At 60.5% G+C, this 20,794-nt stretch carries 23 protein-coding genes; 10 read left to right on the top strand and 13 right to left on the bottom strand.

What is annotated here, in order from left to right:
• Nucleotides 1–20 precede the first annotated feature (20 nt).
• Both G5C33_RS14520 and G5C33_RS14515 read left to right on the top strand, forming a co-directional pair.
• Entirely contained in the window at nt 21–1,565 is a 1,545-nt protein-coding gene (locus G5C33_RS14520) for a multicopper oxidase family protein (protein WP_049762430.1), read from the top strand.
• Between the two features lie 12 nt (nt 1,566–1,577).
• Complete coding sequence (locus G5C33_RS14515) at nt 1,578–3,908, top strand: heavy metal translocating P-type ATPase (protein WP_010412733.1); 2,331 nt, start codon at nt 1,578–1,580, stop codon at nt 3,906–3,908.
• Nucleotides 3,909–3,954: 46 nt separating this feature from the next.
• Here the strand turns inward: G5C33_RS14515 and G5C33_RS14510 are convergent, their stop codons facing one another.
• Together G5C33_RS14510 and G5C33_RS14505 are read right to left on the bottom strand one after the other, a co-directional pair.
• Nucleotides 3,955–4,758, bottom strand: a complete 804-nt coding sequence (locus tag G5C33_RS14510; RefSeq protein WP_010412736.1) for a sulfite exporter TauE/SafE family protein — start codon at nt 4,756–4,758, stop codon at nt 3,955–3,957.
• 31 nt (nt 4,759–4,789) lie between these two features.
• Entirely contained in the window at nt 4,790–5,119 is a 330-nt protein-coding gene (locus G5C33_RS14505) for an ArsR/SmtB family transcription factor (protein ID WP_010412740.1), read from the bottom strand.
• 99 nt (nt 5,120–5,218) lie between these two features.
• On the opposite strand from G5C33_RS14505, the gene G5C33_RS14500 reads away from it, so the two are divergent.
• From G5C33_RS14500 to G5C33_RS14490, 3 genes are read left to right on the top strand one after another with little or no spacing between them, the layout of a single operon-like run.
• Complete coding sequence (locus G5C33_RS14500; protein ID WP_010412743.1) at nt 5,219–5,671, top strand: beta-lactamase hydrolase domain-containing protein; 453 nt, start codon at nt 5,219–5,221, stop codon at nt 5,669–5,671.
• 44 nt (nt 5,672–5,715) lie between these two features.
• Nucleotides 5,716–6,624 (top strand): MBL fold metallo-hydrolase, encoded by a 909-nt coding sequence (locus G5C33_RS14495; protein ID WP_010412746.1) that lies wholly within the window; start codon nt 5,716–5,718, stop codon nt 6,622–6,624.
• 40 nt (nt 6,625–6,664) lie between these two features.
• Nucleotides 6,665–7,111 carry a DoxX family protein gene (locus G5C33_RS14490; protein ID WP_081432281.1) on the top strand — a complete coding sequence of 149 codons (447 nt, stop codon included), beginning with the start codon at nt 6,665–6,667 and terminating at the stop codon, nt 7,109–7,111.
• 78 nt (nt 7,112–7,189) lie between these two features.
• On the opposite strand, the gene G5C33_RS14485 is transcribed toward G5C33_RS14490, so the two are convergent.
• The 11 genes from G5C33_RS14485 to G5C33_RS14435 all read right to left on the bottom strand — a co-directional run bounded on the left by G5C33_RS14485 (nt 7,190) and on the right by G5C33_RS14435 (nt 16,162).
• Nucleotides 7,190–8,542, bottom strand: a complete 1,353-nt coding sequence (locus G5C33_RS14485; protein ID WP_010412751.1) for an MBL fold metallo-hydrolase — start codon at nt 8,540–8,542, stop codon at nt 7,190–7,192.
• A gap of 71 nt (nt 8,543–8,613) precedes the next feature.
• Nucleotides 8,614–9,318 carry an NAD(P)-dependent oxidoreductase gene (locus G5C33_RS14480; protein ID WP_010412754.1) on the bottom strand — a complete coding sequence of 235 codons (705 nt, stop codon included), beginning with the start codon at nt 9,316–9,318 and terminating at the stop codon, nt 8,614–8,616.
• Between the two features lie 93 nt (nt 9,319–9,411).
• The gene (locus G5C33_RS14475) at nt 9,412–9,900 is read right to left on the bottom strand and encodes a DUF6692 family protein (protein ID WP_010412757.1); all 489 of its coding nucleotides are present in this window, start codon (nt 9,898–9,900) and stop codon (nt 9,412–9,414) included.
• Nucleotides 9,897–10,424 carry a DUF305 domain-containing protein gene (locus G5C33_RS14470; protein WP_010412760.1) on the bottom strand — a complete coding sequence of 176 codons (528 nt, stop codon included), beginning with the start codon at nt 10,422–10,424 and terminating at the stop codon, nt 9,897–9,899. Before G5C33_RS14470 ends, G5C33_RS14475 begins: the two co-directional genes overlap by 4 nt.
• Nucleotides 10,421–10,834, bottom strand: a complete 414-nt coding sequence (locus tag G5C33_RS14465) for a potassium channel family protein (protein WP_066776710.1) — start codon at nt 10,832–10,834, stop codon at nt 10,421–10,423. Before G5C33_RS14465 ends, G5C33_RS14470 begins: the two co-directional genes overlap by 4 nt.
• A complete protein-coding gene (locus G5C33_RS14460) occupies nt 10,831–11,580 on the bottom strand; it encodes a glutaredoxin family protein (RefSeq protein ID WP_165327860.1) in 750 nt (249 codons plus the stop codon). The genes G5C33_RS14465 and G5C33_RS14460 overlap by 4 nt, the downstream gene beginning before the upstream one ends.
• Nucleotides 11,581–11,692: 112 nt before the next feature.
• A complete protein-coding gene (locus G5C33_RS14455) occupies nt 11,693–12,976 on the bottom strand; it encodes an APC family permease (RefSeq protein WP_010412769.1) in 1,284 nt (427 codons plus the stop codon).
• Nucleotides 12,977–13,231: 255 nt separating this feature from the next.
• Entirely contained in the window at nt 13,232–13,969 is a 738-nt protein-coding gene (locus G5C33_RS14450; protein WP_010412772.1) for an AlbA family DNA-binding domain-containing protein, read from the bottom strand.
• Between the two features lie 97 nt (nt 13,970–14,066).
• Nucleotides 14,067–15,217, bottom strand: a protein-coding gene (locus G5C33_RS14445) for an IS3 family transposase (RefSeq protein WP_165325588.1) whose coding sequence is annotated in 2 segments (ribosomal slippage) — nt 14,067–14,965 and nt 14,965–15,217 — 1,152 coding nt in all. Because the reading frame shifts where the segments join, the coding sequence is not laid out codon by codon here.
• 158 nt (nt 15,218–15,375) lie between these two features.
• The gene (locus G5C33_RS14440; protein WP_010412775.1) at nt 15,376–15,651 is read right to left on the bottom strand and encodes a hypothetical protein; all 276 of its coding nucleotides are present in this window, start codon (nt 15,649–15,651) and stop codon (nt 15,376–15,378) included.
• A 43-nt stretch (nt 15,652–15,694) separates the two neighbouring features.
• Nucleotides 15,695–16,162 carry a DUF411 domain-containing protein gene (locus G5C33_RS14435; protein ID WP_033193265.1) on the bottom strand — a complete coding sequence of 156 codons (468 nt, stop codon included), beginning with the start codon at nt 16,160–16,162 and terminating at the stop codon, nt 15,695–15,697.
• Between the two features lie 196 nt (nt 16,163–16,358).
• Between G5C33_RS14435 and G5C33_RS14430 the strand changes: the two genes are divergently transcribed.
• From G5C33_RS14430 to G5C33_RS14410, 5 genes are read left to right on the top strand one after another with little or no spacing between them, the layout of a single operon-like run.
• Complete coding sequence (locus tag G5C33_RS14430; RefSeq protein WP_029140031.1) at nt 16,359–16,655, top strand: hypothetical protein; 297 nt, start codon at nt 16,359–16,361, stop codon at nt 16,653–16,655.
• Between the two features lie 3 nt (nt 16,656–16,658).
• Entirely contained in the window at nt 16,659–17,093 is a 435-nt protein-coding gene (locus tag G5C33_RS14425; RefSeq protein ID WP_010412783.1) for a periplasmic heavy metal sensor, read from the top strand.
• Between the two features lie 15 nt (nt 17,094–17,108).
• Nucleotides 17,109–17,666 carry an RNA polymerase sigma factor gene (locus G5C33_RS14420; RefSeq protein WP_370178334.1) on the top strand — a complete coding sequence of 186 codons (558 nt, stop codon included), beginning with the start codon at nt 17,109–17,111 and terminating at the stop codon, nt 17,664–17,666.
• 48 nt (nt 17,667–17,714) lie between these two features.
• The gene (locus G5C33_RS14415; protein WP_010412790.1) at nt 17,715–19,562 is read left to right on the top strand and encodes a copper resistance system multicopper oxidase; all 1,848 of its coding nucleotides are present in this window, start codon (nt 17,715–17,717) and stop codon (nt 19,560–19,562) included.
• Nucleotides 19,559–20,761: a copper resistance protein B gene (locus G5C33_RS14410; RefSeq protein WP_010412792.1), complete on the top strand. Its 1,203-nt coding sequence runs from the start codon at nt 19,559–19,561 to the stop codon at nt 20,759–20,761. The genes G5C33_RS14415 and G5C33_RS14410 overlap by 4 nt, the downstream gene beginning before the upstream one ends.
• Nucleotides 20,762–20,794: the final 33 nt, after the last annotated feature.

Below are 20,794 nucleotides of genomic sequence, written 5' to 3'. Positions count from 1 at the left end.
CATCGCGAAACAGGAGGAGCATGATCCGGACACCCCGCATAACCCAGGCATTCCCCGTGGACCGCCGCACACTGATCAAAAGCGCTGGTTTTGCTGCTGCAGGCTTTGCCGCGTTCCCGCTTGCGGGATGCAAAGCGCAAGACGCATCGATGCTGGACAGCACTGACGGATCCAATTTGCTCGCTATACCGCCCTTGCAGCGTGGCGAGATTGAGCAGGGCGCACGGGTTTTCCGCTTGTCTTTGACCCCAGGCCAGAAGGAATTCGTCACCGGTGTTGCTTCGCCCACCATCGGCATCGACGCACCCTATCTGGGACCGACGCTGGAAATGCGCCGGGGCGAGTGGGTGCAGTTCCATATCGACAACAAGCTGGCCGAAGGCGCTACGGTCCATTGGCATGGTTTCGAACTTCCTGCCGCAGCCGATGGCGGACCGCATCAGTTGATCCGTCCCGGCGAACGCTGGAGGCCTTCTTTCCAAGTTCGCCAGCGGGCTTCGCTCTACTGGTATCATTCACACTTGGAGCGCGGAGCCGGGCCGCAGGTCTATGCCGGGCTCGCCGCACCGATCTATGTTCGCGACGACGAGGAAGAGCGCCTCGACTTGCCGAGCGACTATGGCGTCGACGACATTCCGCTGATCGTGCAGGACCGCGTGATCGATGGATCCGGCCGCTTGGTGTACCCGCTGAGTATGCACGCGCGGATGATGGGCGTGCGCGGGAGCCGGATATTCGTCAACGGCACTGAAAACGCTGTGTTCGACGCACAGACAGGCCAATTGCGGCTGCGCATCCTCAATGGATCGAACGCCCGCCTTTACGATTTTTCGCTCGAAGGTGATCGTTCGATGCAACTGATCGCGAGCGATGGCGGCTTGCTCGATCGTTCGCACATCGTCCGCTCGGTCAGGCTCGCCCCGGGGGAGCGCGCGCAGGTAATTATCGATCTCTCGGAAGGACGCCCGCTTCGCCTTCTTGCCAGCAGTCCCGAAAACGCCATGGGCATGATGGGCGGACGCGGAATGATGGGCGGCGGGATGATGGGGCGCGGCGATAGCGGCGATGCTTCCGCAGACGTGTTTCAAATCCTCGATATCAGGCCGGCAAGTTCGGCCCAGCGCATCAGGGTGCCGACACAACTGGCATCGCTTGCTCCAACCGACCCGTCGTCAGCCGTCCGAACCCGGCGTTTCGTTCTCGACATGGGCATGATGGGCGGCGGAATGTCCATTAACGGTGCTGCGATGGACATGAATGTGATCAACGAACGTGTGCCAGTCGGCCAATGGGAAATCTGGGAGATCGCCAACGCTTCGATGATGGCCCACCCGTTTCATATCCATAACGTCCAGTTTCGTGTGATCGACCGCGATGGCCGAGCGCCCCCACCATTGGAAACCAGTTTGAAGGATACCGTGATCGTCAACCCGCGCGAGCAGGTACGCCTTCTCCTGCGTTTTGAAGAACACACCGACCCAGACCTGCCCTACATGTATCACTGCCACATTCTCGAACACGAGGATGCAGGCATGATGGGGCAGTTCGTAGTCGTGAAGAGCTAGGAAGGACAGGCGATGAGCAAGGACCAGAGTGTGATCGAGGGTACCGCGATCGACCCGGTATGCGGCATGAGCGTTGCAATCGACGGGGCTCAGCATATCGCGACGCATGAGGGCGCGACACACTATTTCTGTTCGCCGCGCTGTCACGACAAGTTCGTCACCGATCCCGAGCTCTATCTCTCGGGCGCGCATCTCGACGCGGTCGAGGATGTGCCCGAAGGCACGATCTACACCTGTCCGATGCACCCTGAAATCCGCCAGCCCGGGCCGGGTTCATGCCCGATTTGCGGCATGGCGCTCGAACCGGAAACCGTTTCGCTGGGCGATGGCCCCGACCCCGAACTGGTCGACATGCTGCGTAGGTTCTGGTGGAGCGCGCTGCTCACGCTGCCTCTGTTCGTCTATGCGATGAGCGACATGGCACCGGGGCTCAGTTTCGACCGTCTGATAGAACCGGCCTGGGCGCAGTGGGCGCAATTTGCGCTCGCAACCCCGGTGGTTCTATGGGGCGCCTGGCCGTTCTTCGTTCGGGCCATCCAGTCGCTCAAGACGCGCAATCTCAACATGTTCACCCTGATCGGGTTCGGCGTGGCCATCGCCTATCTTTTTAGCGTCGTGGCGACGGTCGCGCCCGATCTGTTCCCTGCAGCGTTCCGCGACCATTCGGGACGGGTCGGGGTCTATTTCGAGGCGGCAGCGGTCATCACGACGCTCGTTCTGCTCGGACAGGTCCTCGAGCTCAAGGCCAGGGGTTCGACCTCGAGCGCCTTGCGCGCACTGCTCGAGCTGGCACCGCCCAGCGCGGTCAAGATCTTTGGCTCAGGCGACGAGCGCGAGGTGCCGCTCGATCAGCTAACCACAGGCGATCGTCTGCGCGTTCGACCCGGCGACAAGGTTCCCGTCGATGGCGAAATCGAGGAGGGATCGAGCGCGATCGATGAATCCATGATCAGCGGCGAACCGCTTCCGGTCGCCAAACAGGCTGGCGACATTGTCATCGGCGGCACGGTCAACCAGACTGGAGGGTTCGTCATGCGCGCAACCGGCGTGGGCAAGGACACGATGCTGTCCAAGATCGTCCAGATGGTGGCCGACGCGCAGCGCAGCCGCGCACCGATCCAGCGGCTCGCCGATCAGGTGGCTGGCTGGTTTGTGCCTGCGGTGGTTGTGATCGCCATCGCCACCTTCGTGGTCTGGGCAATCTGGGGTCCCGCCCCTGCGCTTGCCTACGCATTGGTCAATGCCATTGCGGTCCTGATCATCGCTTGTCCCTGCGCGCTTGGCCTCGCTACGCCGATGTCGATCATGACAGGCACAGGCAAGGGTGCCCAGCACGGCATCCTGATCCGCAATGCCGAAGCGCTGGAGACACTCGAGAAGATCGATACGCTGGTGGTCGACAAGACCGGCACGTTGACGATAGGCAAGCCCGATCTGGTGGCGGTGAAGCCTGCAGACGGCATCGACGAAACTGAATTCCTGGCAGCGGTTGCAGGTGTCGAAATGGGCAGCGAGCATCCGCTGGCCCATGCCATCGTCGAAGGCGCAAAAGCGCGCGGCGTCTCGCCCGCCAATGCCACGGATCTCGCTTCGACGACCGGGGAAGGTGTTGAAGCCAATGTCCAGGGGGGCCGGGTTGCGATCGGCAACGAAAAGATGATGCGGCGCGTCGGGATCGATGACGAGGCCTGGCTCGGCTCGGCCGAAAATGGCCGCAAGCAGGGTCAGACGGTGATGTTCGTTGCGTTCGATGGCCGTCCGGCAGGGCTCATCGCGGTGGCCGATCCGATCAAGCCTACCAGTGCAGCGGCCATTGCGGCTCTGCACAAGCGCGATATCCGGGTCGTTATGCTCACGGGCGACAGCCGCGGCACTGCCGAAGCGGTCGCGCGCGAAATGGGTATCGACGAGGTACACGCCAATGTCTCGCCCGAAGACAAGCACCGCAAGATCGAAGAGCTGAAAGCGCAAGGTCGCCGGGTCGGCATGGCCGGGGACGGGATCAACGATGCTCCTGCGCTGGCTGCCGCCGATGTTGGTATTGCCATGGGCACTGGTACCGATGTGGCGATCGAAAGCGCCGGGGTCACACTGGTTCGTGGTGATTTGACAGGAGTGGTGCAGGCCACCGTGCTGTCGCGCGGAACGATGCGCAACATCCGGCAGAACCTGTTTTTCGCCTTCGCTTACAATACGCTCGGCATTCCGGTCGCAGCAGGCGTACTGTTTCCATTCTTCGGAGTGCTACTCAGCCCGATGATCGCGGCAGCGGCGATGAGCTTGTCTTCGGTGTCTGTGATCGGCAACGCCCTGCGTCTGCGCGGCTTGAGCTTCGCCCGGTGAACAGCAGTGTTGATCCTTCGGACAATTCGGTTCGAAAAGGCAGCGATCACGTTATGGCTGTTATCGCCCATTGGCCGCTTATGAAGATGCCAACGAGGATGATGACCGCCGCGAATATAAAGTTCAGCGCTCGTTTGCGCTTAGCCAACAGGTTCGATGCGCGAGTACCCAGCCAGCCGCCTATACCGCCGCCGCCGATGAAAAACGCGGCAATCTCCCAATCGACGAGTCCGTCGAGGGCGTAATTGGCGGCTGTGGTCGTACCGAAAGCGGCTACAGAGACCAGCGAGGAGCCGATCGCGTTGAGAATCGGCATGGCCGTCGCGGCAACCAGACCCGGCACCACCAGAAAGCCCCCGCCGATACCGAAGAAACCGGACAGTCCGCCTACCAGCAATCCTCCGAACGCGAGGCGCGGGGTGAGGCGCAGCGCCGTGGCTCGGGTGAGCTGGACATCCGGGTCGGATCCGCCCGATTTCTCGCGCAGCATCGAGAGGCCGACGACAATCATCACCAGACCGAACAGGCCCAAAAGCAGATCGCCCGATGTAATTTTTCCCAGGCTTGATCCGGCGGCAGCTCCGACAACGCCGAATGCTGCGAATAGGCCTGCGCAGCGCCACTTCACATTGCCGCCTCGCGCATGGAACAATAAGTTTGCCAAGGCGCTGGCCGCCACCGCAGCAGCGGACGTGGCGATAGCGACATGGGTGTCGTGAACACCGACGACATACACAAGCAACGGCACTGCGAGGATCGATCCCCCACCGCCGAGTAGTCCAAGCGAAAAGCCCACGAGGAGGCCCGAGGTAAGCGATAGGAGCGCCACGATGACGCCGATATCCATCATCCGGGATTGTCCAACATAACTGAAAGCCTGTTCAATGGCCGTCTGCTGGACCGGTCGTATCGTCGGCGGAGCTGCAATAGATGGCGTAGAGCGTTTCCAGCACCCGGCGCGGCGCATCGCCGCAAAGCGAATAATGGATCGTGCGGCCATCGCGCCGCGCTGCGACCAGGCCATCCTTCCGCATAAGCGCCAGATGCTGCGAAACCACGGTTTCCCGAAGTTCCAGCAGTTCGGCCAGCTCGCCCACGCTGCGCTCGCCTTCAACCAATTGGCAGGCGATCATCAGGCGGTTGTGGCTGCCCAGCGCCTTGAGCAATGCCACCGCCTTTTCGGCTTGATCGCGAATATCTTCGGCTTTCATACTTGCATATATGCGAAGGTATGAATATAAAGTCAATCGTAATCTGCTGCCGCGCAATCGCGGACCCGGACCTTTGAACCTGAACCAGGATGATGCCTTATGACCCAAATCAAGATCCTCAATGGCAGATTCGCCGTCTCGACCGCTCCGCCTTCCGAGGGCGACCTGCGCGCATTGGCGGAGGATGGTTACAAGGCGGTCGTCAACCTGCGCTGCCAGGATGAGGCGGATCAGCCTCTCGCCCCGGACCGCGAAGGTGAAGTGGTGGCATCGCTCGGCCTTGAATATTGTCACTTGCCGGTGGCGGGCGGCACCATATCGGACGAGCTCGTCGATGAGTTCAGGGCCAGTGTCGAAGCGCTTCCGAAGCCGGTGCTGGTCCATTGCGCCTCGGGCAAGCGCGCAGGAGCCTTCACAATAATGCATCTGGCGTCGCAGCAGGGAATGAGCGGCGATGCGACCCTACAGAAGGCGGCGGATATGGGCTTCGTGTGCGACGAACCGGCGCTGGAAAACTTCGTCCGTAATTACGTCGACCGGGCGCAGGACTGACCTACGCAGAACCGCTCTCAACCAGCATACGAAAAGACTATTCGATGAAACCCGACATAGAGGCATTTTTCGACACGAACACGAACACCGTGACCTATGTCGTGTCCGATCCTGCAACCAAGGCGTGCGCGGTGATCGATCCGGTGCTCGATTTCGATGCCGCAGCGGCGCGAACGGCGACTAAGTCCGCCGATAAAGTGATCGAATTCGTCCGGCAAATGGATTTCAAGTGCGAGTGGATCCTGGAAACCCATGTCCATGCCGATCACCTTTCCGCCGCACCCTACATCCGCCGCGCACTAGGCGGCAAACTTGCTATTGGTAGCGAGATCACCGTCACGCAGAACACCTTCGGGCCGATATTCAATGCCGGAGTGGACCTGCCACGCGATGGACGCCAGTTCGACCATTTGTTTGCCGATAATGACAGCTTTGACCTAGGCGCCATATCGGCCCAGGCACTCCATACGCCGGGACATACGCCCGCGTGCATGACCTATGTTATCGGAGACGCCGCCTTTGTCGGCGATACGCTGTTCATGCCCGATTACGGCACGGCGCGGGCCGATTTTCCCGGCGGCGATGCACGCACGCTCTATCGCTCTATTCGCCGGATTTTCGAGCTACCGGAGGAGACGCGGCTGTTTATGTGCCACGACTACCTGCCGGAGGGCCGCTCGCAGCACCAATGGGAAACGACGGTGAAAGAACAAAAGCACAGCAACATTCATATCCATGCCGGGGTCGACGAGAATGCATTTGTAGCCATGCGTGAGGAGCGCGACAACCAGCTGGGTATGCCGCGCCTCATCCTGCCATCAATCCAGGTCAACATTCGCGGAGGGAATATGCCTCGCGCAGAAGGAAACGGTACGATCTATCTGAAACTGCCGGTCAACGTTTTGGGTGAACCACAGACGCCTCCCGAAGAAACTGGTCCGCGCACCCAATAAGTCTGCCATCGACGTATCAACCTGAGGGGGAAAGAACTCTATGATCCGGAATATGGAAAACAGCCTAGCGACATGGGCCGCAAAAGTGCGATTGATCGATCCGGTCTTCCGCCTCTGTTTGAGCCTCATATTCATCATAGGCGGATTGGGGCATTTTCTTGCGCATGAATATATGCTGGGCCGGATGGCATTGTCGCCATGGAAAGATCACGTTGCTCTAATTGGAGATGCGTCCATTCTTTTGTGGCTGTCTGGCTTGGTTTTCATCGGTGCAGGAACATCACTGGCCTTGGGGTGGATGACCCGGCTCTCATGCACCGCGTTATTTCTTACCCTCGTTCCGATAACTCTTGCGATCCATATCGCCCCAGGTCACACAGGTCCTTTGCTCAAAAATATCGCTATCCTGGGGGCGCTGGCATTCGTCTTCGTTCGAGGACCAGGAAGTCACTCGATGGATAAAGCGCCCGGTCGCGCTGCTCGTTGAGCGAAGAGCAAGCTCACCTACCACATACGAGCAAAATCTCGCAAAAGATTTTGGCTTGCTTTTCAAGATTTTGGCGCTTCAGCCGGAGGCGTTTGTCCACGCCCCCATAGAGCCCAGATAGATATCGAGGTGCTCGAAACCCTTGCTGGCCAGCCAACCCGCCGCAACGCTCGCCCGCATGCCGCTCGCGCACATCAGCGTGTAGTGGCGGTCGCGGTCGAGCTCTTCCCACCGCGTGTTGAGCTCACCGACATAGATATGTCCTGAGCCGTCGATGCTTGCTTCTTGCCGTTCGTCCGCGTCGCGCACGTCGAGCAAGGTCCACTCGCCGCTGTCTTGATCGAGCCTGCGCGCGACTTCCTCGGTGCCAATCATGGGAATGCTGCGCATCGCTTTGCCCTGTGCGGCGGCTGGAACCACGCCGACATAGCCGCCCACAACATTATCGAGACCGATGCGCACCAGATGGGCCATGGCCTGGGCTAGCTGGCCTTCCTCGGAAGCAATGAGGGCGATCCTGTCGCCTTCACCGAGGAACCATCCGGCAAAGGCCGGTATCATTCCAACCGGAAGGCACATGGCACCCGGCAGATGGCCGGCAGCGTAGGCGAGCGGCTCGCGCACATCGACCAGGTGATCGGCGCCGCTCTCGCTAAGGTCTTCCAGCCCCAGACGCCTTGGCCGCATGACGCGCGGCGCGGCATCGGACCCTGCAAGGTTGAGCCGCTCCATCAGCCGGAAATAGGGCGGCTGGTAGTGGTGCTCTGCTACCTTCGCCTCGATGAACTCGTCGCGGTCGGAGATGCGCAGGCGCGGGTTGTTGCGCCGCTCGTGGCCGATTGTCGAGAATTCCCGGTCCGCCATTCCCGACCCGCAGACCGAGCCCGCACCATGCGCCGGGTAGATAATCGCCTGATCGCCGAGGCCGCAAAGTTTCTGCAGGGAGTCGAATAGAAGGCCCGCGACTTCTTCCTTGCGCTCGGGATAGAAATCGGTGCGCCCGACATCGCCGACGAACAGGGCATCGCCGGTAAAGACGCCGACCGGCCCCTCGGAATATTCGCTGTCATGGATGACGAAAGCGAGATGATCGTCGGTGTGTCCAGGTGTTTCAAGCACTTCGATCTTCAATTGACCCAGCTCGAAACAATCGCCTTCGCGCGCGGTCCTGGCAAAGATGACTTCGCCTGCCGCGTTGGGCCCGTGATAGACCGTGGCTCCTGTCAAATTGGCCAAGATCGGCGAGCCGCTGAGCAGATCCTCATTGCGATGGGTTTCGAAGATATGCGTTATCTCCAGCCCTTCGGCCCGGGCCTTTTCGACATAGACCTCGCAGTCCCGGCGCGGATCGATGACCGCTGCCTTTCCGCCCGAGCCGATGATGTAGGAAAGGTGTGAGAGACCGGGGGTTTTGATTTTCTCCAGAAACATGCGACTTCCTTGTCTGTTGCTCAAAGTCTGTAACGTTCGGGCTCGTTACAGATTGAAAAATGTTACGACGTTTAATCGATCCCGAGTTCGGCCTTGATGGCGGCAGGACTTTCGAAACGTTCGGCTTCGGGCCTGCCGATGGCAGGCTTTGCGTTGATCCAGGTATCTTCGCACACGAATTCAAGCAGGCTCGCCGCTAGATCAGCATGACGGCAGCGGAAACAGCCTTCTGCCAAGCGTTCGTCCGTAATGACGGCATCGCCGGTGTAAGGCTCATCCAGCAGCCAGCCCGGCCGTGCGGCCGTCCATTTGATACCTTGGGCGTCGCTGAGCATCGCTTCCATGGCGCGCATCTGCTCGAGTATATTGAACAATGCAGGCTTGGCGGTGAGCTCAAACCAGGCCGGGACGCTCGACTGATGTTCGACAAAGGCAGCGGAGATCACGGCAATGCGGTCGATCTTCGTCTGTGCCATCGCCCCGAGCAGGTTGCGCGTGCCATCGGTATAAAGCGGCGGTGGATCGATCGCATTGCCCGGACCAAAAGCGACACCGAGGGTCGAGATAACCGCGCGGCAGCCATCGAGATCGCCAGCGAAATCGTCCGACAGCACATCGCATTCGATATATTCGAAGTCGCCCACCCGCTCGTCTGGTCCGGGCACCGTGTGTTCGAAGGCGCGGATCGGTATGTCCCGGGCAAGGGCATGCCTCAGTAGCTCGGTGCCGGTCTTCCCGCCTGCGCCGAAGACAGCGATGGGCCTCGTATCGGTCATCTGCTTGTTCCTGTTAAAACTGGTGAGGGCGACGAAGGGCGGAGGCGCGGGCGCATGGGGTAACCGACGGCCCGCCCATGCGCCCTGCCAGTATCAGGCTCCCTCGGCTGGACAGGTGGTATAGCCCCAAAAGCCAAACTCATCCTTGGCTCTTGGCGCTGCCACGATCATCTCCTGCATCTGCAGGCTCGCATCGCCTTCATCATCCAGCATGCGGGTTCTGATCCGAAGCTCACCGTTCGAATAGCTGCCGGGGCCATCGGCAGTGACGGGGATCAATTTGCCATTGATCTTGATTGCTCCGCCCCCGTCGCCGTCATAGACAAATGAGGGAAAGGCCACTTCGGTCAGGCGGAACTGGCAGGCCTGTCCTGCGCCCAGAGCAGCAAGATCCGCGTCATTCATGGTCCCGGGAAGCATCAGGCCTGAGTCAACATTTGCCAGTGCACTGGCCGCATCCTCGATCGGCGCGGCAGTGGCAGGCGGGTCGAGCTGGGCTTCGCGGTCGTTGCCCGGAGCGGTGTTCGAATTGCAGGCGGCAAGCGGTAGCGCGATGAGCGCCGTGAAAGCTATCTTGTTCATGGCTGCATCTCCTCGGGCAGGCGTTCTTCGGTCCGAGGACCGTTCTGCTCGATATCGTCGATGAGATATTTCATCTCGGCGATTTCGCGGCGCTGGGCGACGATGATGGCCTGAGCGAGTTCGCGCACGCGAGGATCCTTCAGGCTCGCGCGTTCGCTGGTCATGATCGCGATCGAGTGGTGCGGGATCATCGCTGCCATATATTCGGTATCGTCGACGGTGGTCTGGCTGCGCACCAGCCACAGCGCGAGGGCGAACACGAAGGCGCCGACGCCCAGAATAATGAAGTTCTTGGTCCGGTCCTTGTACATGCCCCACATGAAGAGCAGCATGACAACCATCATCATCGCGCCCATGACAAACATCATCCAGAAGCGCGTTTCGCTCCAGAAAAGATCATCGACGGTAAAGGTGTTGGCATACATCAGGAAGAACATGATCACGGTCGAGGTCGACACCATGGCCATGAATCGCCAGTAGCTGCCGCCCCCTCCCTTGTCCGAGTGGGTCGTCTTTTCAGTCATGCTTTTTCTCCTTTGTGCATCATGGTCCAGAATAGCTGCGCCGAGCAGCTGATGAGAGCGAAGCCGGTGAGGGCCTCGACGCCGGCCAGGACTCTCAGGTGCTCGGTCGGATAAATGTCGCCCAGGCCCAGTGTGGTCACGTTGATGAGCGAGAAATAGAAGTAGTCCATCCAGTCCATGGAAGGCGCCTTGTCGAAACCTCCCAGGCCCCATTGCGCGCCCAGCCAGAAACCTGCGGCAAAAAGGATCGCCACGAGGAAATGCGACGCGAGCACGATCAGCGAAACGGCAAGCTTTGCCTGCGTATCGCGGCGCCGGTCGAGAAGCCGGTGACCGACACCCAGAATGGCAAGGTGCGAAGCGACAGCCGAGAGGAACAGAAAGACGGAGAGAAGGAGCGCGGTGATCATGCGAGAAGCTTCGCGCCCATCCACAGACCCATTCCGATCATGAACAGATTTTCGGTCAGCGAGACAAAGCCGAGCGGCACATTGCTGCTGCCGCCCACGCAGGCGCATTTAAGCTCGCGCTTGTCGATGTAGACAGCCTTGAAGACGCTGACAGCGCCGACTGTGCCGATGAACAATGCCAGCGGGGCCGAGAGCCAGGTCAGCGCGCCCGCGGTCATGAGAATGCCGGCAGCGGCTTCGCCGAACGGGTAGACGAAGCCATAGGGCACCCAGCGCCGTGCGAGCAGGTCGTAGTTGAGGAACATCGTCGAGAAACTGCGCACGTCCTGAAGCTTCTGAACGGCGAGCAGGGTCATCGACAGGCTCACGAACCATTCTGCGGCCCGGACAGTGAAGAGGTCGTCAAAAAACGCCCAGCTCAGCCCTAGCGCGAGCAGCAGCGCGACCGCGAAAATCGCAATGACCGGCTGATAGCTGGTTTCGCCTTCCTCAGGCTGCGAGCGGCTCTTGCCGAAGAATTCGCGGACATCGTCATAGCCGCCAATGCGCTTGCCTTCGATAAAGGTCTGCGGGGTGGTCTCGACGTCGTACTTGTCCTTGAACGCATCGGTTTCCTCCCTGCTGGTCAGGTGATGATCGTCGACCTCGAAGCCTTGCCGCTTGACAAGATCGACCGTCTTGATGCCATAGGGACAGACATGGTCCTCCATCACCATGCGGTAGACCGCCGCTGTTCGGGTCGTCATGAATCGCTCCATCTGTTTTTCTTGACGTTTCGCTTCGTCAACTCAGGTTTTCGGGAAACGGTTTCGAAAAAGCCCGGCGTAAAAGCGGCAAAGCTGGTTGAAGAAGGTGCCATCAACTCTTCTCTCCTGACCGATCATCTTTGTGAGAAGCGGGCGCTTCGGAATTGCGCGAGAGGTAGATCCATTCCCCCACGAACACCGCGACGATGCCGATCGCCGCATAGGCGACAACGGCAGGATCGCTGCGCAATTTGGCCGCGGTAAAGGCTGCGAGGACCACGCCATCTGCCGCGAGTGCTGTAAGAAGTATTGATGCTCGCGCGCCGACTTCCTTGCGCAGGTGACGCAGGACGCCCCAGTGCACCAGCATATCCATGACGAGGTAGAAGAAGGCGCCCAGCGAGGCGATCCGCGACAGATCGAACAGGACGGCAAGCGTCCCGGCAATGACCACCGTATAGACCAGCATGTGGCTGCGTATCCCGCCGCTCATGCCGAAATGGCTGTGCGGGATCATCTTCATGTCGGTCAGCATCGCAAGCATGCGCGACACGGCAAATACGCTCGCGATCACGCCCGAAGTCGTTGCGGCGATCGCGATCGCGACGGTGAAATAGAAGCCCAGTTCTCCCAGCGCCGGACGCGCCGCTGCTGCGAGCGAATAATCGCGCGCCTCGACGATCTCGGATATGCTCAGGCTCGAACCCACCGCCACTGCGACAAGCAGATAGATCACGATACAGACCGCGATCGAGATCATGATCGTCCGGCCGACATTCTTGTGCGGGTCGACGATTTCGCCGCCGCTATTGGTAATCGTGGTGAAGCCCTTGAAGGCGAGGATCGAGAAAGCAACCGAGGCGAGCAGGGCTTCTGCATTGGTCAGCGAGACGGGCTGCGAAAATGCGCCTGATGAAAAACCGCTGGCCAAGATCGCGGCGACTGCGAACAGCGCGATGCCGCCGATCTTGATGGCGGACATGATAAGCGAGAAGCCGCTTACCGACCTGTTGCCCGCTGCATTGACGAGATAGGCGAAAATGATGACGGCAAGCGCTGCGAGAGAAACGAGCCACCCGCTGCTTTCGAGGCCGAACGGGCGCAGCGCGTAAGTGGCAAAGGTGCGGGCCACGAGGCTCTCGTTAATCACCATCGACAGCGCCATTAGGAGCGAGGCAGAGGCGGCGATCACGCCGGGTCCGTATGCTTTCTGCAAGATCATCGCGATGCCGCCCGAAGACGGCCATTTGTTCGACATCTTGATATAGCTGTACGCCGCCAGCGAGGTTACCAGCGCGCCAGCGATGAAGGATAAGGGGAAGAGCGGACCGGCAAGCTCGGCGATCTGCCCGGTCAGCGCGAATATGCCGGCACCGATCATGACGCCGGTTCCCATCGCCACGCCGCCCAGCAGGGTTATCGAGCCAGCTGTTTCGCTTTGATTCTCGTGCTCATGGTCTTGCAAGACTTTCCCCTGTCGATGGTCTCCCGTTCAAGAAAGATCATGCCGGACAGTACGTTCGGTCGGGGCTCATCCCTCAATATTTTTGAGTATGTGGCGGGGCGAAGCCCCAACCGCATCATAAATTTGCAGGAACTGAGCCGATCGACAAAGCGCTCCGAACACGCGTGCTGTCCCACAGACCAGCGGTTAGATGCTCACTTTCCCGCGATGCTGGAGATAAGCCTGAGCTTCGCGCACATCGAGCTCACGCGTGCTATTGCCTGCTCGCAGCATGAACCGGGCCACGCTCCCTTCGGAAAAATAGATCGGCTCCAAGCTCTTCTCCACAATAACTCGGCAAACGATCTTTTCCTCGAGTTTGTGGAACCTACAATGGATCAGAGCACACGCGTGTCCTCCAAGACCCTCTTTTGCTGTGTCCATCAATAAACGTTCGAAGCCATCCTGGTTGGCGGGCTTAAGCGTTTGCATGTCCGCCTCGATGCCCGCGATGCTGCCATCATCTTCGACACCGATAAGGAGAGTGCCGCCCTCTTGGTTGAGGAACCCCGCCAGGGTTTTGACGATGACTTGCTGCAAGCTGCGGTTGACTTTCTCCTGACGCCTGTCCCAACGGAAGGAAGATTTGAATTCCAGCTGCTCGCTTTCGCCGCGAGCTATTAGTAATGGAAGTTCTTCATTGAGTTCGCGTTCCAGAAAGCGAACTCTGGACCGCTCGTGCACGAGCCGAACATGATACACTCCAAAACCCAGTCCGATCGCGCCGCCGATCGCGGCATATATCAAGCTCATTGCAAACATTTCGAACGCAAACGCGGAGAGAGTCCGGTCGATTATGAAGCTGAGTGCGCTGTCTTGGTCGGCAAAGGCCAAGGCACCAAACTCGTACCAAAAGACGAGCGTCGTGAGCGGGTGAAGAATCACTACACCCAGAACAGCGCCGATGGCGACGTGAACTAACAGGGATCGCCTCTCTCCTTGGGACGGAGTTCTGGTGACGTGCTCCCCTGAGTGTTACCATTCAGAGGTAGAGTCCGGCTCCTTCATGATGGTTGATTGAGGGGATGGCAACGTGTCTGGGGGCATGCCCCCAGACACGTTGGCCGGCGATCTCGGCGGGGGTCTTGCCGCCCAGTTTCGAGTGTGGCCTGACGTGATTGTAGTCATGCCGCCAGGCGTCGAGCACGAACCGGGCGTGGGCCAGCGAGGTGAACAGCGTCTCATTGAGGCATTCGTCGCGCAGGCGCCCGTTGAAGCTCTCGACGAAGCCGTTCTGCATCGGCTTGCCAGGCGCGATGTAGTGCCATTCGACCCGCCGCTCCTGCGACCAGCGCAGGATGGCCGACGAGGTCAGTTCCGTCCCGTTGTCGCTGACCACCGTATGCGGCTTGCCGCGCAGTCCGATCAGTCGGGTCAGCTCGCGTGCTACGCGCACGCCTGACAGCGACGTGTCGGCGACCAACGCCAGACACTCGCGCGTGTAGTCGTCGACCACACACAGGATGCGGAAGCGCCGGCTGCAGGCGAAGCTGTCCGAGACGAAGTCGAGGCTCCATCGCTGGTTCGGCCCATCCGGCAGCAGTATCGGCGCCCTGGTGCCCAGGGCACGCTTGCGGCCGCCACGGCGACGGACGCGAAGGTTTTCCTCGCGATATATCCGCAGCAGCTTCTTGTGGTTAGGTTTCATGCCTTCCCGCGCCAGCAGATAGCCCAGGCGGCGATAGCCGAACCGACGACGCTCCGCCGCCAGTTCGCGCAACCGCTGCCGCAGCGGGCCGTCGTCCGGCCGCAACGATCGATACCGGATCACCCGTCGGCTCACGCCAACCAGCTTGCACGCCCGACGCTCGCTCAGCCCGTAATGCTCACGGGCATGGGCGACGGCTTCCCGCCTGGCGCCGGGCGTCACCATTTTTTTGACGCCAGATCCTTCAGCACCACGTTGTCGAGCATCGCCTCGGCCAACAGCTTCTTGAGCCTGGCGTTCTCGTCCTCGAGCGCCCGCAGACGGCGCGCCTCGGAAACCTCCAGCCCGCCGAACTTCGACTTCCATTTATAGAACGTGGCTGAACTGATCCCATGGCGGCGGCACACGTCCGCCGTCGCCATCCCCGCCTCCTGCTCCTTCAAGATCGCGATGATCTGCTCTTCGCTGAACCTGCTGCGCTTCATTCCGTCCGACTCCTTCGTGTCGGACTCTACTCAAAATCGGTCACATTTCAGGGGAGCACGTCACTGGGAATGGCTCTAGCTCCAGTAATAATATGCGATCGAAATGAGCCAGACGAGGCCTTGCCCCTCTTGGACCAAGTTACCGCGACAAGCTCTGTCTATCGACTGAAACGCTTCTGAAAATATCGGAAAAGCGGCACCGCGATTAAAGCAATATACCAACCATACAAAAAACTTCCAAGAGCGCCTGCCAGAAAGCCCGAGAGGGTCAGCCACTCGAAACCGGGAAGCAGCGGCGCCCACGCTTCGTGCATGTGCGCCTGTTCGGGCGCGAGCAGGCCGAAACCGATGCAGATCAGGTAGCTGAAAAGCAGGAAGAGGCTGAGTGTCCAGCCCCATATGAAAATTGAGGTTTTGACCGAATAGTCCGACATGATGGTCCTCCGTCAGAGTTGGCGCAAAAAGGGCTGCCCATATTCACGGGTAGGATGCGAACACGCTCCGCCCGCCTGGGCCGAAGGCGATGACATCATAGGGCTGCACCTGGTCCCCGAGTTCCATCCCGGGCGAGCCAAGCGGCATTCCGGGCACGGCCAGGCCTGCCACTCCTTCGGGGCGTTCGCGTAATAGCTTCGCGACGGCATCGGCCGGCACGTGGCCTTCGATGATATAGCCATCGACTTCCATCGTGTGGCACGACCACAGATCCTGCGGTACACCCCTGGCTGTCTTTAGTGCAGCCATGTCGTCGGAGTCGACCGAGGCGACCTCCGCTTCGAGCCCGTGTTCTACGTGACCGGCCCAGTTAAGACAGCACCCGCACCCTGCGTCGCGGTACATCGTGTATGTCGCGGCCTGGGCCGCATTCGAGCAGGCTGCAAGGGCGAGGAGGAGCGAAGCCGCCAGCGAACGACTGAACGGTTTTGATGGATTGATGAAACTCATTTACATTTGCCTTTCCTGAGGCCGCGCCGAGCAGAATGACTTTGCCAGAATGTGTCCGCGCAAATTCTGCGCCGACAAACGACGCGTGCTTTTGACTCAATGCCTTTACGCATCAATTGCTTCTTGCCCTCAAATTATCTTGAGGGTTTGCGCGAAGTGTCGCGTATAGGAACCGTGCAACCGACAGGAGCAAGGGATGCGTGATAATCAGACACTCGATGCGATGCTCGGCACGATGGCGTCGCAGGAGGCTGGCGACGTGCCGCCCGACTTCATGAACGGCGTCTGGCAGCGCGCAGGACAGCTTGGCGAAATTGCCGATCAGCGACGCAGAATGGCCTTGTTCGCCGGTCTGTTTGTCGTCGGCCTGGCGGCAGGCGCAGGGACCAGCGGATGGCCGTCCGAATATGGCGCTCCTACAGAAATTGTTGGCGAGAGCCTCGTTGGCGGAGAATCCCTGTCGCCCGCTGCTTTGCTTCATGTGGGGTCATAGGCGTTGAAGAAGTTTCACCTTGTCCTCGCGGTCCTGCTGGCGGCGCTCGCCGGATGCCTCGGAGCGCTTGCCGCCGATCGCTGGTCCAACAACGATGCCGAGGGTAGCCTGCACCAGTTCGTGCACGATGAACTCTCGCTCACGGCTGATCAGGAGCAGCGGCTCGACGCGCTCGAAGCGCGTTTCGCGGTAGAACAGGCAAGGCTCGAAGCCTCTGCGCGCGCAGCCAACGCCCAGCTCGCCCAGGCAATGGAAACCGAGCACGAATACGGGCCCGAAGTCAGTGCCGCGATCGACGAGGTGCATGCGCGCATGGGCGATTTGCAAAAAGCGACCGTGCGCCACGTCTTCGACATGCGGGAAATTCTCGATCCCGATCAGCAGCTTCAGTTCGACCGGAAAGTGTCCGCGGCCCTCACGCGCGATCCGCGTGACTGATCAGCCTTGGCAGTGGTGGATGACACTTCGAACGAAGCTCTGATCGGGCGGGCGATAGCCGGTGACAAGCGGGCGTTCACAGCTCTGGTCGAGCATGAGATCGCTAGGTTGATTGCGCTCGCCACGCGTATGCTGGGTTCACCCTCGCGGGCCCAAGATGTCGTCCAGGACAGTCTCGCTTCGGTCTGGCTGACACGGCATCGCCTCGATCCGAGCAAGCCCATCGGTCCTTATTTGACGACAATCGTTCTCAACCGGTGCCGCGACAGGCTCCGCCGGAGGAAAGTTGCGGGCTTCCTTAGTTTGCCGGACGGGCGGGAAGCCGACGCCGTTGCCGACGATGCCCCCAATCCCGAAAATGTTGCCGGAGCCCGCGAACAGCTGCGGCTGGTCCAGGCCGAAATCGGGCGCTTGCCGGTGCGGCTGCAAGAGGCGCTCGTGCTGGTCACTGTCGAGGGATACAGCCAGGCCGAGGCTGCCGAGCTGCTCGGCACCACGGAGAAAGCTGTCGAGACGCGCATCTATCGTGCGCGCAACCGGCTGAAGGAGCGGTTCGAAAACTTTGAGGGGTAGCGCAGGTGGCCGCGTAAGTGACGGTATATGCCTTCTCAGGAGCCCCCTATGCCTGCCGTCAATCGCCGAAAATTTCTTGGAACAAGTGCCAGCGGGCTGGGCCTGCTTGGCCTGGGCGGTGCCGTTCCCGCTTGGGCGCGAGGCGGAGATCTGCTCTCCGGGGCCGCCCGGCGAGGTATCGATGAGGCGACCGGACCGAATATCGATCTGACGGTTGCGCGCTCGGCTTTCTCCACCGGCAACAGGCGTGGCGGCGCGATTGCCGTCAATGGCAGCATCCCTGGGCCACTCCTTCGCCTGCGCGAAGGGACCACCGTCCGCCTCAACGTCCATAACCAGCTTGAGGAAGACACCTCGATCCACTGGCATGGCCTGCTCGTGCCGTTCCAGCTCGATGGCGTGCCGGGCGTAAGTTTTCCCGGCGTGAAGCCGGGCGAGACCTTCACAGCGGAATTTCCCGTGCGGCAGGCAGGCACCTATTGGTGGCATTCGCATAGCGGGCTGCAGGAACAGGCCGGTCATTATGGTCCGATCGTGGTCGATCCCGCAGGTCCCGATCCGGTGCAGGCCGACCGCGAATATATCGTGGTGCTGAGCGAGTTCAGCGAAATGTCGCCCCACACGATATTCGACAAGCTCAAGAAGGGCGAAGGCTACTTCAACTACAACCAGAATACCTGGACCGACGACTATCCGCTCTCGGGCGAGGATCGCCGGATGTGGGCCAGAATGCGCATGATGCCAACCGACATCCTCGATGTGTCGAGCGCAACTTATACATATCTGCTGAACGGTCATGGACCGCTCGACAATCTGGAATATCTTTTCCGTCCGGGCGAGCGTGTGCGGCTTCGGTTCATCAATGCCGGCGCCATGACATTTTTCAATATTCGCATTCCCGGCCTGCCGATGACCGTGGTTCAAGCCGACGGGCAGAACGTCGAGCCGGTCGAAGTGGACGAGTTCCAGATCGGCGTCGCGGAAACCTACGACGTCGTGGTGACGCCGGGTGAGCAGCAGGCTTACACGCTGATGGCGGAGTCGATGGATCGGTCAGGTATGGGCATCGCAACGCTGGCGAGCACGCCCGGCGCGCGTGCGGCCATCCCGCCGCTGCGCGATCCCCCGCTGCTCACTATGGCCGATATGGGCATGAGCGGTATGGACCATGGCTCCGGCGGCGATGCTGGTATGGCCGGCATGGACCATGGCGCTGGCGGGATGGCCGGAATGGATCACGGATCGAGCGGAGCGGCTGGCGCGGACGGGATGTCCGGTATGGATGGCGGTTCGGCGGAGATGACCGGAATGGCTGGCATGGCGGGAGGCATGCAGATGCGCGATACCTCGCTATTGCCTCCCGATGTGAAGGTCGGACCGGGCATCGACATGGTGTCGATGAACCCGGTCGACCGGATGGGCGATCCCGGGATTGGCCTTGCCGATGTCCCGCACCGTACCCTCGACTATCGCAAGCTGCGCGCGCTGACACCAAACAAGGACTCGCGAAGCCCTTCGCGCCGGATGGAAATCCATCTTACCGGGAACATGGAACGCTACATGTGGTCGTTCGACGGCAAGAAATTCTCCGCCGTCTCCGAGGAGCCGATCCGCTTTGCCTATAATGAACGCGTGCGGGTAAAGCTGATCAATGACACGATGATGGCACACCCGATCCATCTGCACGGACACTTCTTCGAGCTGGTCAACGGTGCACCTCCAAACCGTCAACCACTGAAGCACACGGTTATCCTGCAACCGGGTGGCAGCGCGCAGTTCGACCTGACGGCGGACGAGCCGGGCGACTGGGCCTTCCACTGCCACCTTCTCTATCACATGCATGCCGGGATGTTTCAGATCGTCACGGTTGCCAATCCTGCCGGAGAGGGCGCATGAAGATATCTATCATCAGCCTGCTTGCCTCGGCCGCCGCGGGTTCGGTTCTCGCCTCCCCCGCCGCGGCGCAGCATGCGGGTCACTCGCCAGTGGAACCGCAGCAGAGCGCCGAGGCGCAGGCTGACGCCAAAACAAAGTGCGAGGCGGCAGCCGAGCGCCATCGCGCGATGGGGCATCCGGTAGCAGAGGGGGCTTGCGGCCCCGCTGCCCAGCCTGAAGTTGCGATGGACCATTCGACGATGGATCATGGTTCGATGCCGCAGGGCAGGCCTGACGAAGGCGCGATGGATCATTCGCAAATGAACCGCGGCGACATGGGGCAGGCGGAAGCCAGCAGCTCGTCGATGGACCATGGGCAGATGGATCACAGCCAGATGAACCATGGGCAGATGGGATCGCAGGACATGCAGGGCATGGACCATTCGGCGATGCAGATGGGCTCGAACGACGATATCCCGCTGCTGCCGCCTCCTCCCGAAGCTGGGAGCGGTCCCGCGCGCGCGGCGGTTGCGATCTGGGGCGAGGAAGCCATGAACGAAGCGCGGCGCGAACTTGTCCGTGAGACCGACGGCGGGATGCGCTTCTGGTTTCAGGGCGACCGCCTTGAGTATCGCGCACGCGAAGGAGCTGATGGATATCTTTGGGATATCCAGGGATATTATGGCGGTGATATCGACAAGTTCTGGTTCAAATCCGAGGGTGAAGGCAGCTTCGGTGAGCCCGTCGAGGGCGCCGAGGTCCAGGCGCTCTGGAGCCGCGCCATCGCACCCTTCTTCGATTTCCAAGCCGGTGTCCGTCAGGATCTGACGGGGCCCGAGCGCACCCATGCGGTCATCGGTGTCCAGGGCATTGCCCCTTACCAGTTCGAGATCGACGTCGCGGCGTTCGTATCGAGCAAGGGCGATGTAACGGCGCGCTTTGAGGGCGAGCTTGATCAGCGCATCACGCAGCGGCTGATCCTCCAGCCGCGAGCCGAAATCGCTCTTTCGGCTCAGGATATTCCCGAACTCGGCATTGGCGCTGGCCTCGACCGGATCGAGGCAGGTCTGCGTCTTCGCTACGAGTTCGCACGCGAATTCGCGCCCTATGTCGGCGTCTCCCAGGAGTGGCGGATCGGTGAGGGCGCCGATTTTGCCCGCGCCGCAGGGGAAGACCCCAGCGTGATGAATTACGTCGTGGGCTTGCGATTCTGGTTTTAAGTGAAGGAAATATACAATGAGAACGAGACTATC

Source organism: Sphingosinithalassobacter tenebrarum (genome assembly GCF_011057975.1).
GTDB classification, from domain to species: domain Bacteria; phylum Pseudomonadota; class Alphaproteobacteria; order Sphingomonadales; family Sphingomonadaceae; genus Sphingomonas; species Sphingomonas tenebrarum.
The sequence above is the reverse complement of the archived record's forward strand: the minus strand, read 5'-3'. Positions and strand labels throughout refer to the sequence as shown.

Bases quoted from the DNA above. Each gene is read 5' to 3' on its own strand.
- G5C33_RS14520 (WP_049762430.1), top strand. From the start codon at position 21: ATGATCCGGACACCCCGCATAACCCAGGCATTCCCCGTGGACCGCCGC.
- G5C33_RS14515 (WP_010412733.1), top strand. From the start codon at position 1,578: ATGAGCAAGGACCAGAGTGTGATCGAGGGTACCGCGATCGACCCGGTA.
- G5C33_RS14510 (WP_010412736.1), bottom strand. From the start codon at position 4,758: ATGATGGATATCGGCGTCATCGTGGCGCTCCTATCGCTTACCTCGGGC.
- G5C33_RS14505 (WP_010412740.1), bottom strand. From the start codon at position 5,119: ATGAAAGCCGAAGATATTCGCGATCAAGCCGAAAAGGCGGTGGCATTG.
- G5C33_RS14500 (WP_010412743.1), top strand. From the start codon at position 5,219: ATGACCCAAATCAAGATCCTCAATGGCAGATTCGCCGTCTCGACCGCT.
- G5C33_RS14495 (WP_010412746.1), top strand. From the start codon at position 5,716: ATGAAACCCGACATAGAGGCATTTTTCGACACGAACACGAACACCGTG.
- G5C33_RS14490 (WP_081432281.1), top strand. From the start codon at position 6,665: ATGATCCGGAATATGGAAAACAGCCTAGCGACATGGGCCGCAAAAGTG.
- G5C33_RS14485 (WP_010412751.1), bottom strand. From the start codon at position 8,542: ATGTTTCTGGAGAAAATCAAAACCCCCGGTCTCTCACACCTTTCCTAC.
- G5C33_RS14480 (WP_010412754.1), bottom strand. From the start codon at position 9,318: ATGACCGATACGAGGCCCATCGCTGTCTTCGGCGCAGGCGGGAAGACC.
- G5C33_RS14475 (WP_010412757.1), bottom strand. From the start codon at position 9,900: ATGAACAAGATAGCTTTCACGGCGCTCATCGCGCTACCGCTTGCCGCC.
- G5C33_RS14470 (WP_010412760.1), bottom strand. From the start codon at position 10,424: ATGACTGAAAAGACGACCCACTCGGACAAGGGAGGGGGCGGCAGCTAC.
- G5C33_RS14465 (WP_066776710.1), bottom strand. From the start codon at position 10,834: ATGATCACCGCGCTCCTTCTCTCCGTCTTTCTGTTCCTCTCGGCTGTC.
- G5C33_RS14460 (WP_165327860.1), bottom strand. From the start codon at position 11,580: ATGACGACCCGAACAGCGGCGGTCTACCGCATGGTGATGGAGGACCAT.
- G5C33_RS14455 (WP_010412769.1), bottom strand. From the start codon at position 12,976: ATGGGAACCGGCGTCATGATCGGTGCCGGCATATTCGCGCTGACCGGG.
- G5C33_RS14440 (WP_010412775.1), bottom strand. From the start codon at position 15,651: ATGTCGGACTATTCGGTCAAAACCTCAATTTTCATATGGGGCTGGACA.
- G5C33_RS14435 (WP_033193265.1), bottom strand. From the start codon at position 16,162: ATGAGTTTCATCAATCCATCAAAACCGTTCAGTCGTTCGCTGGCGGCT.
- G5C33_RS14430 (WP_029140031.1), top strand. From the start codon at position 16,359: ATGCGTGATAATCAGACACTCGATGCGATGCTCGGCACGATGGCGTCG.
- G5C33_RS14415 (WP_010412790.1), top strand. From the start codon at position 17,715: ATGCCTGCCGTCAATCGCCGAAAATTTCTTGGAACAAGTGCCAGCGGG.
- G5C33_RS14410 (WP_010412792.1), top strand. From the start codon at position 19,559: ATGAAGATATCTATCATCAGCCTGCTTGCCTCGGCCGCCGCGGGTTCG.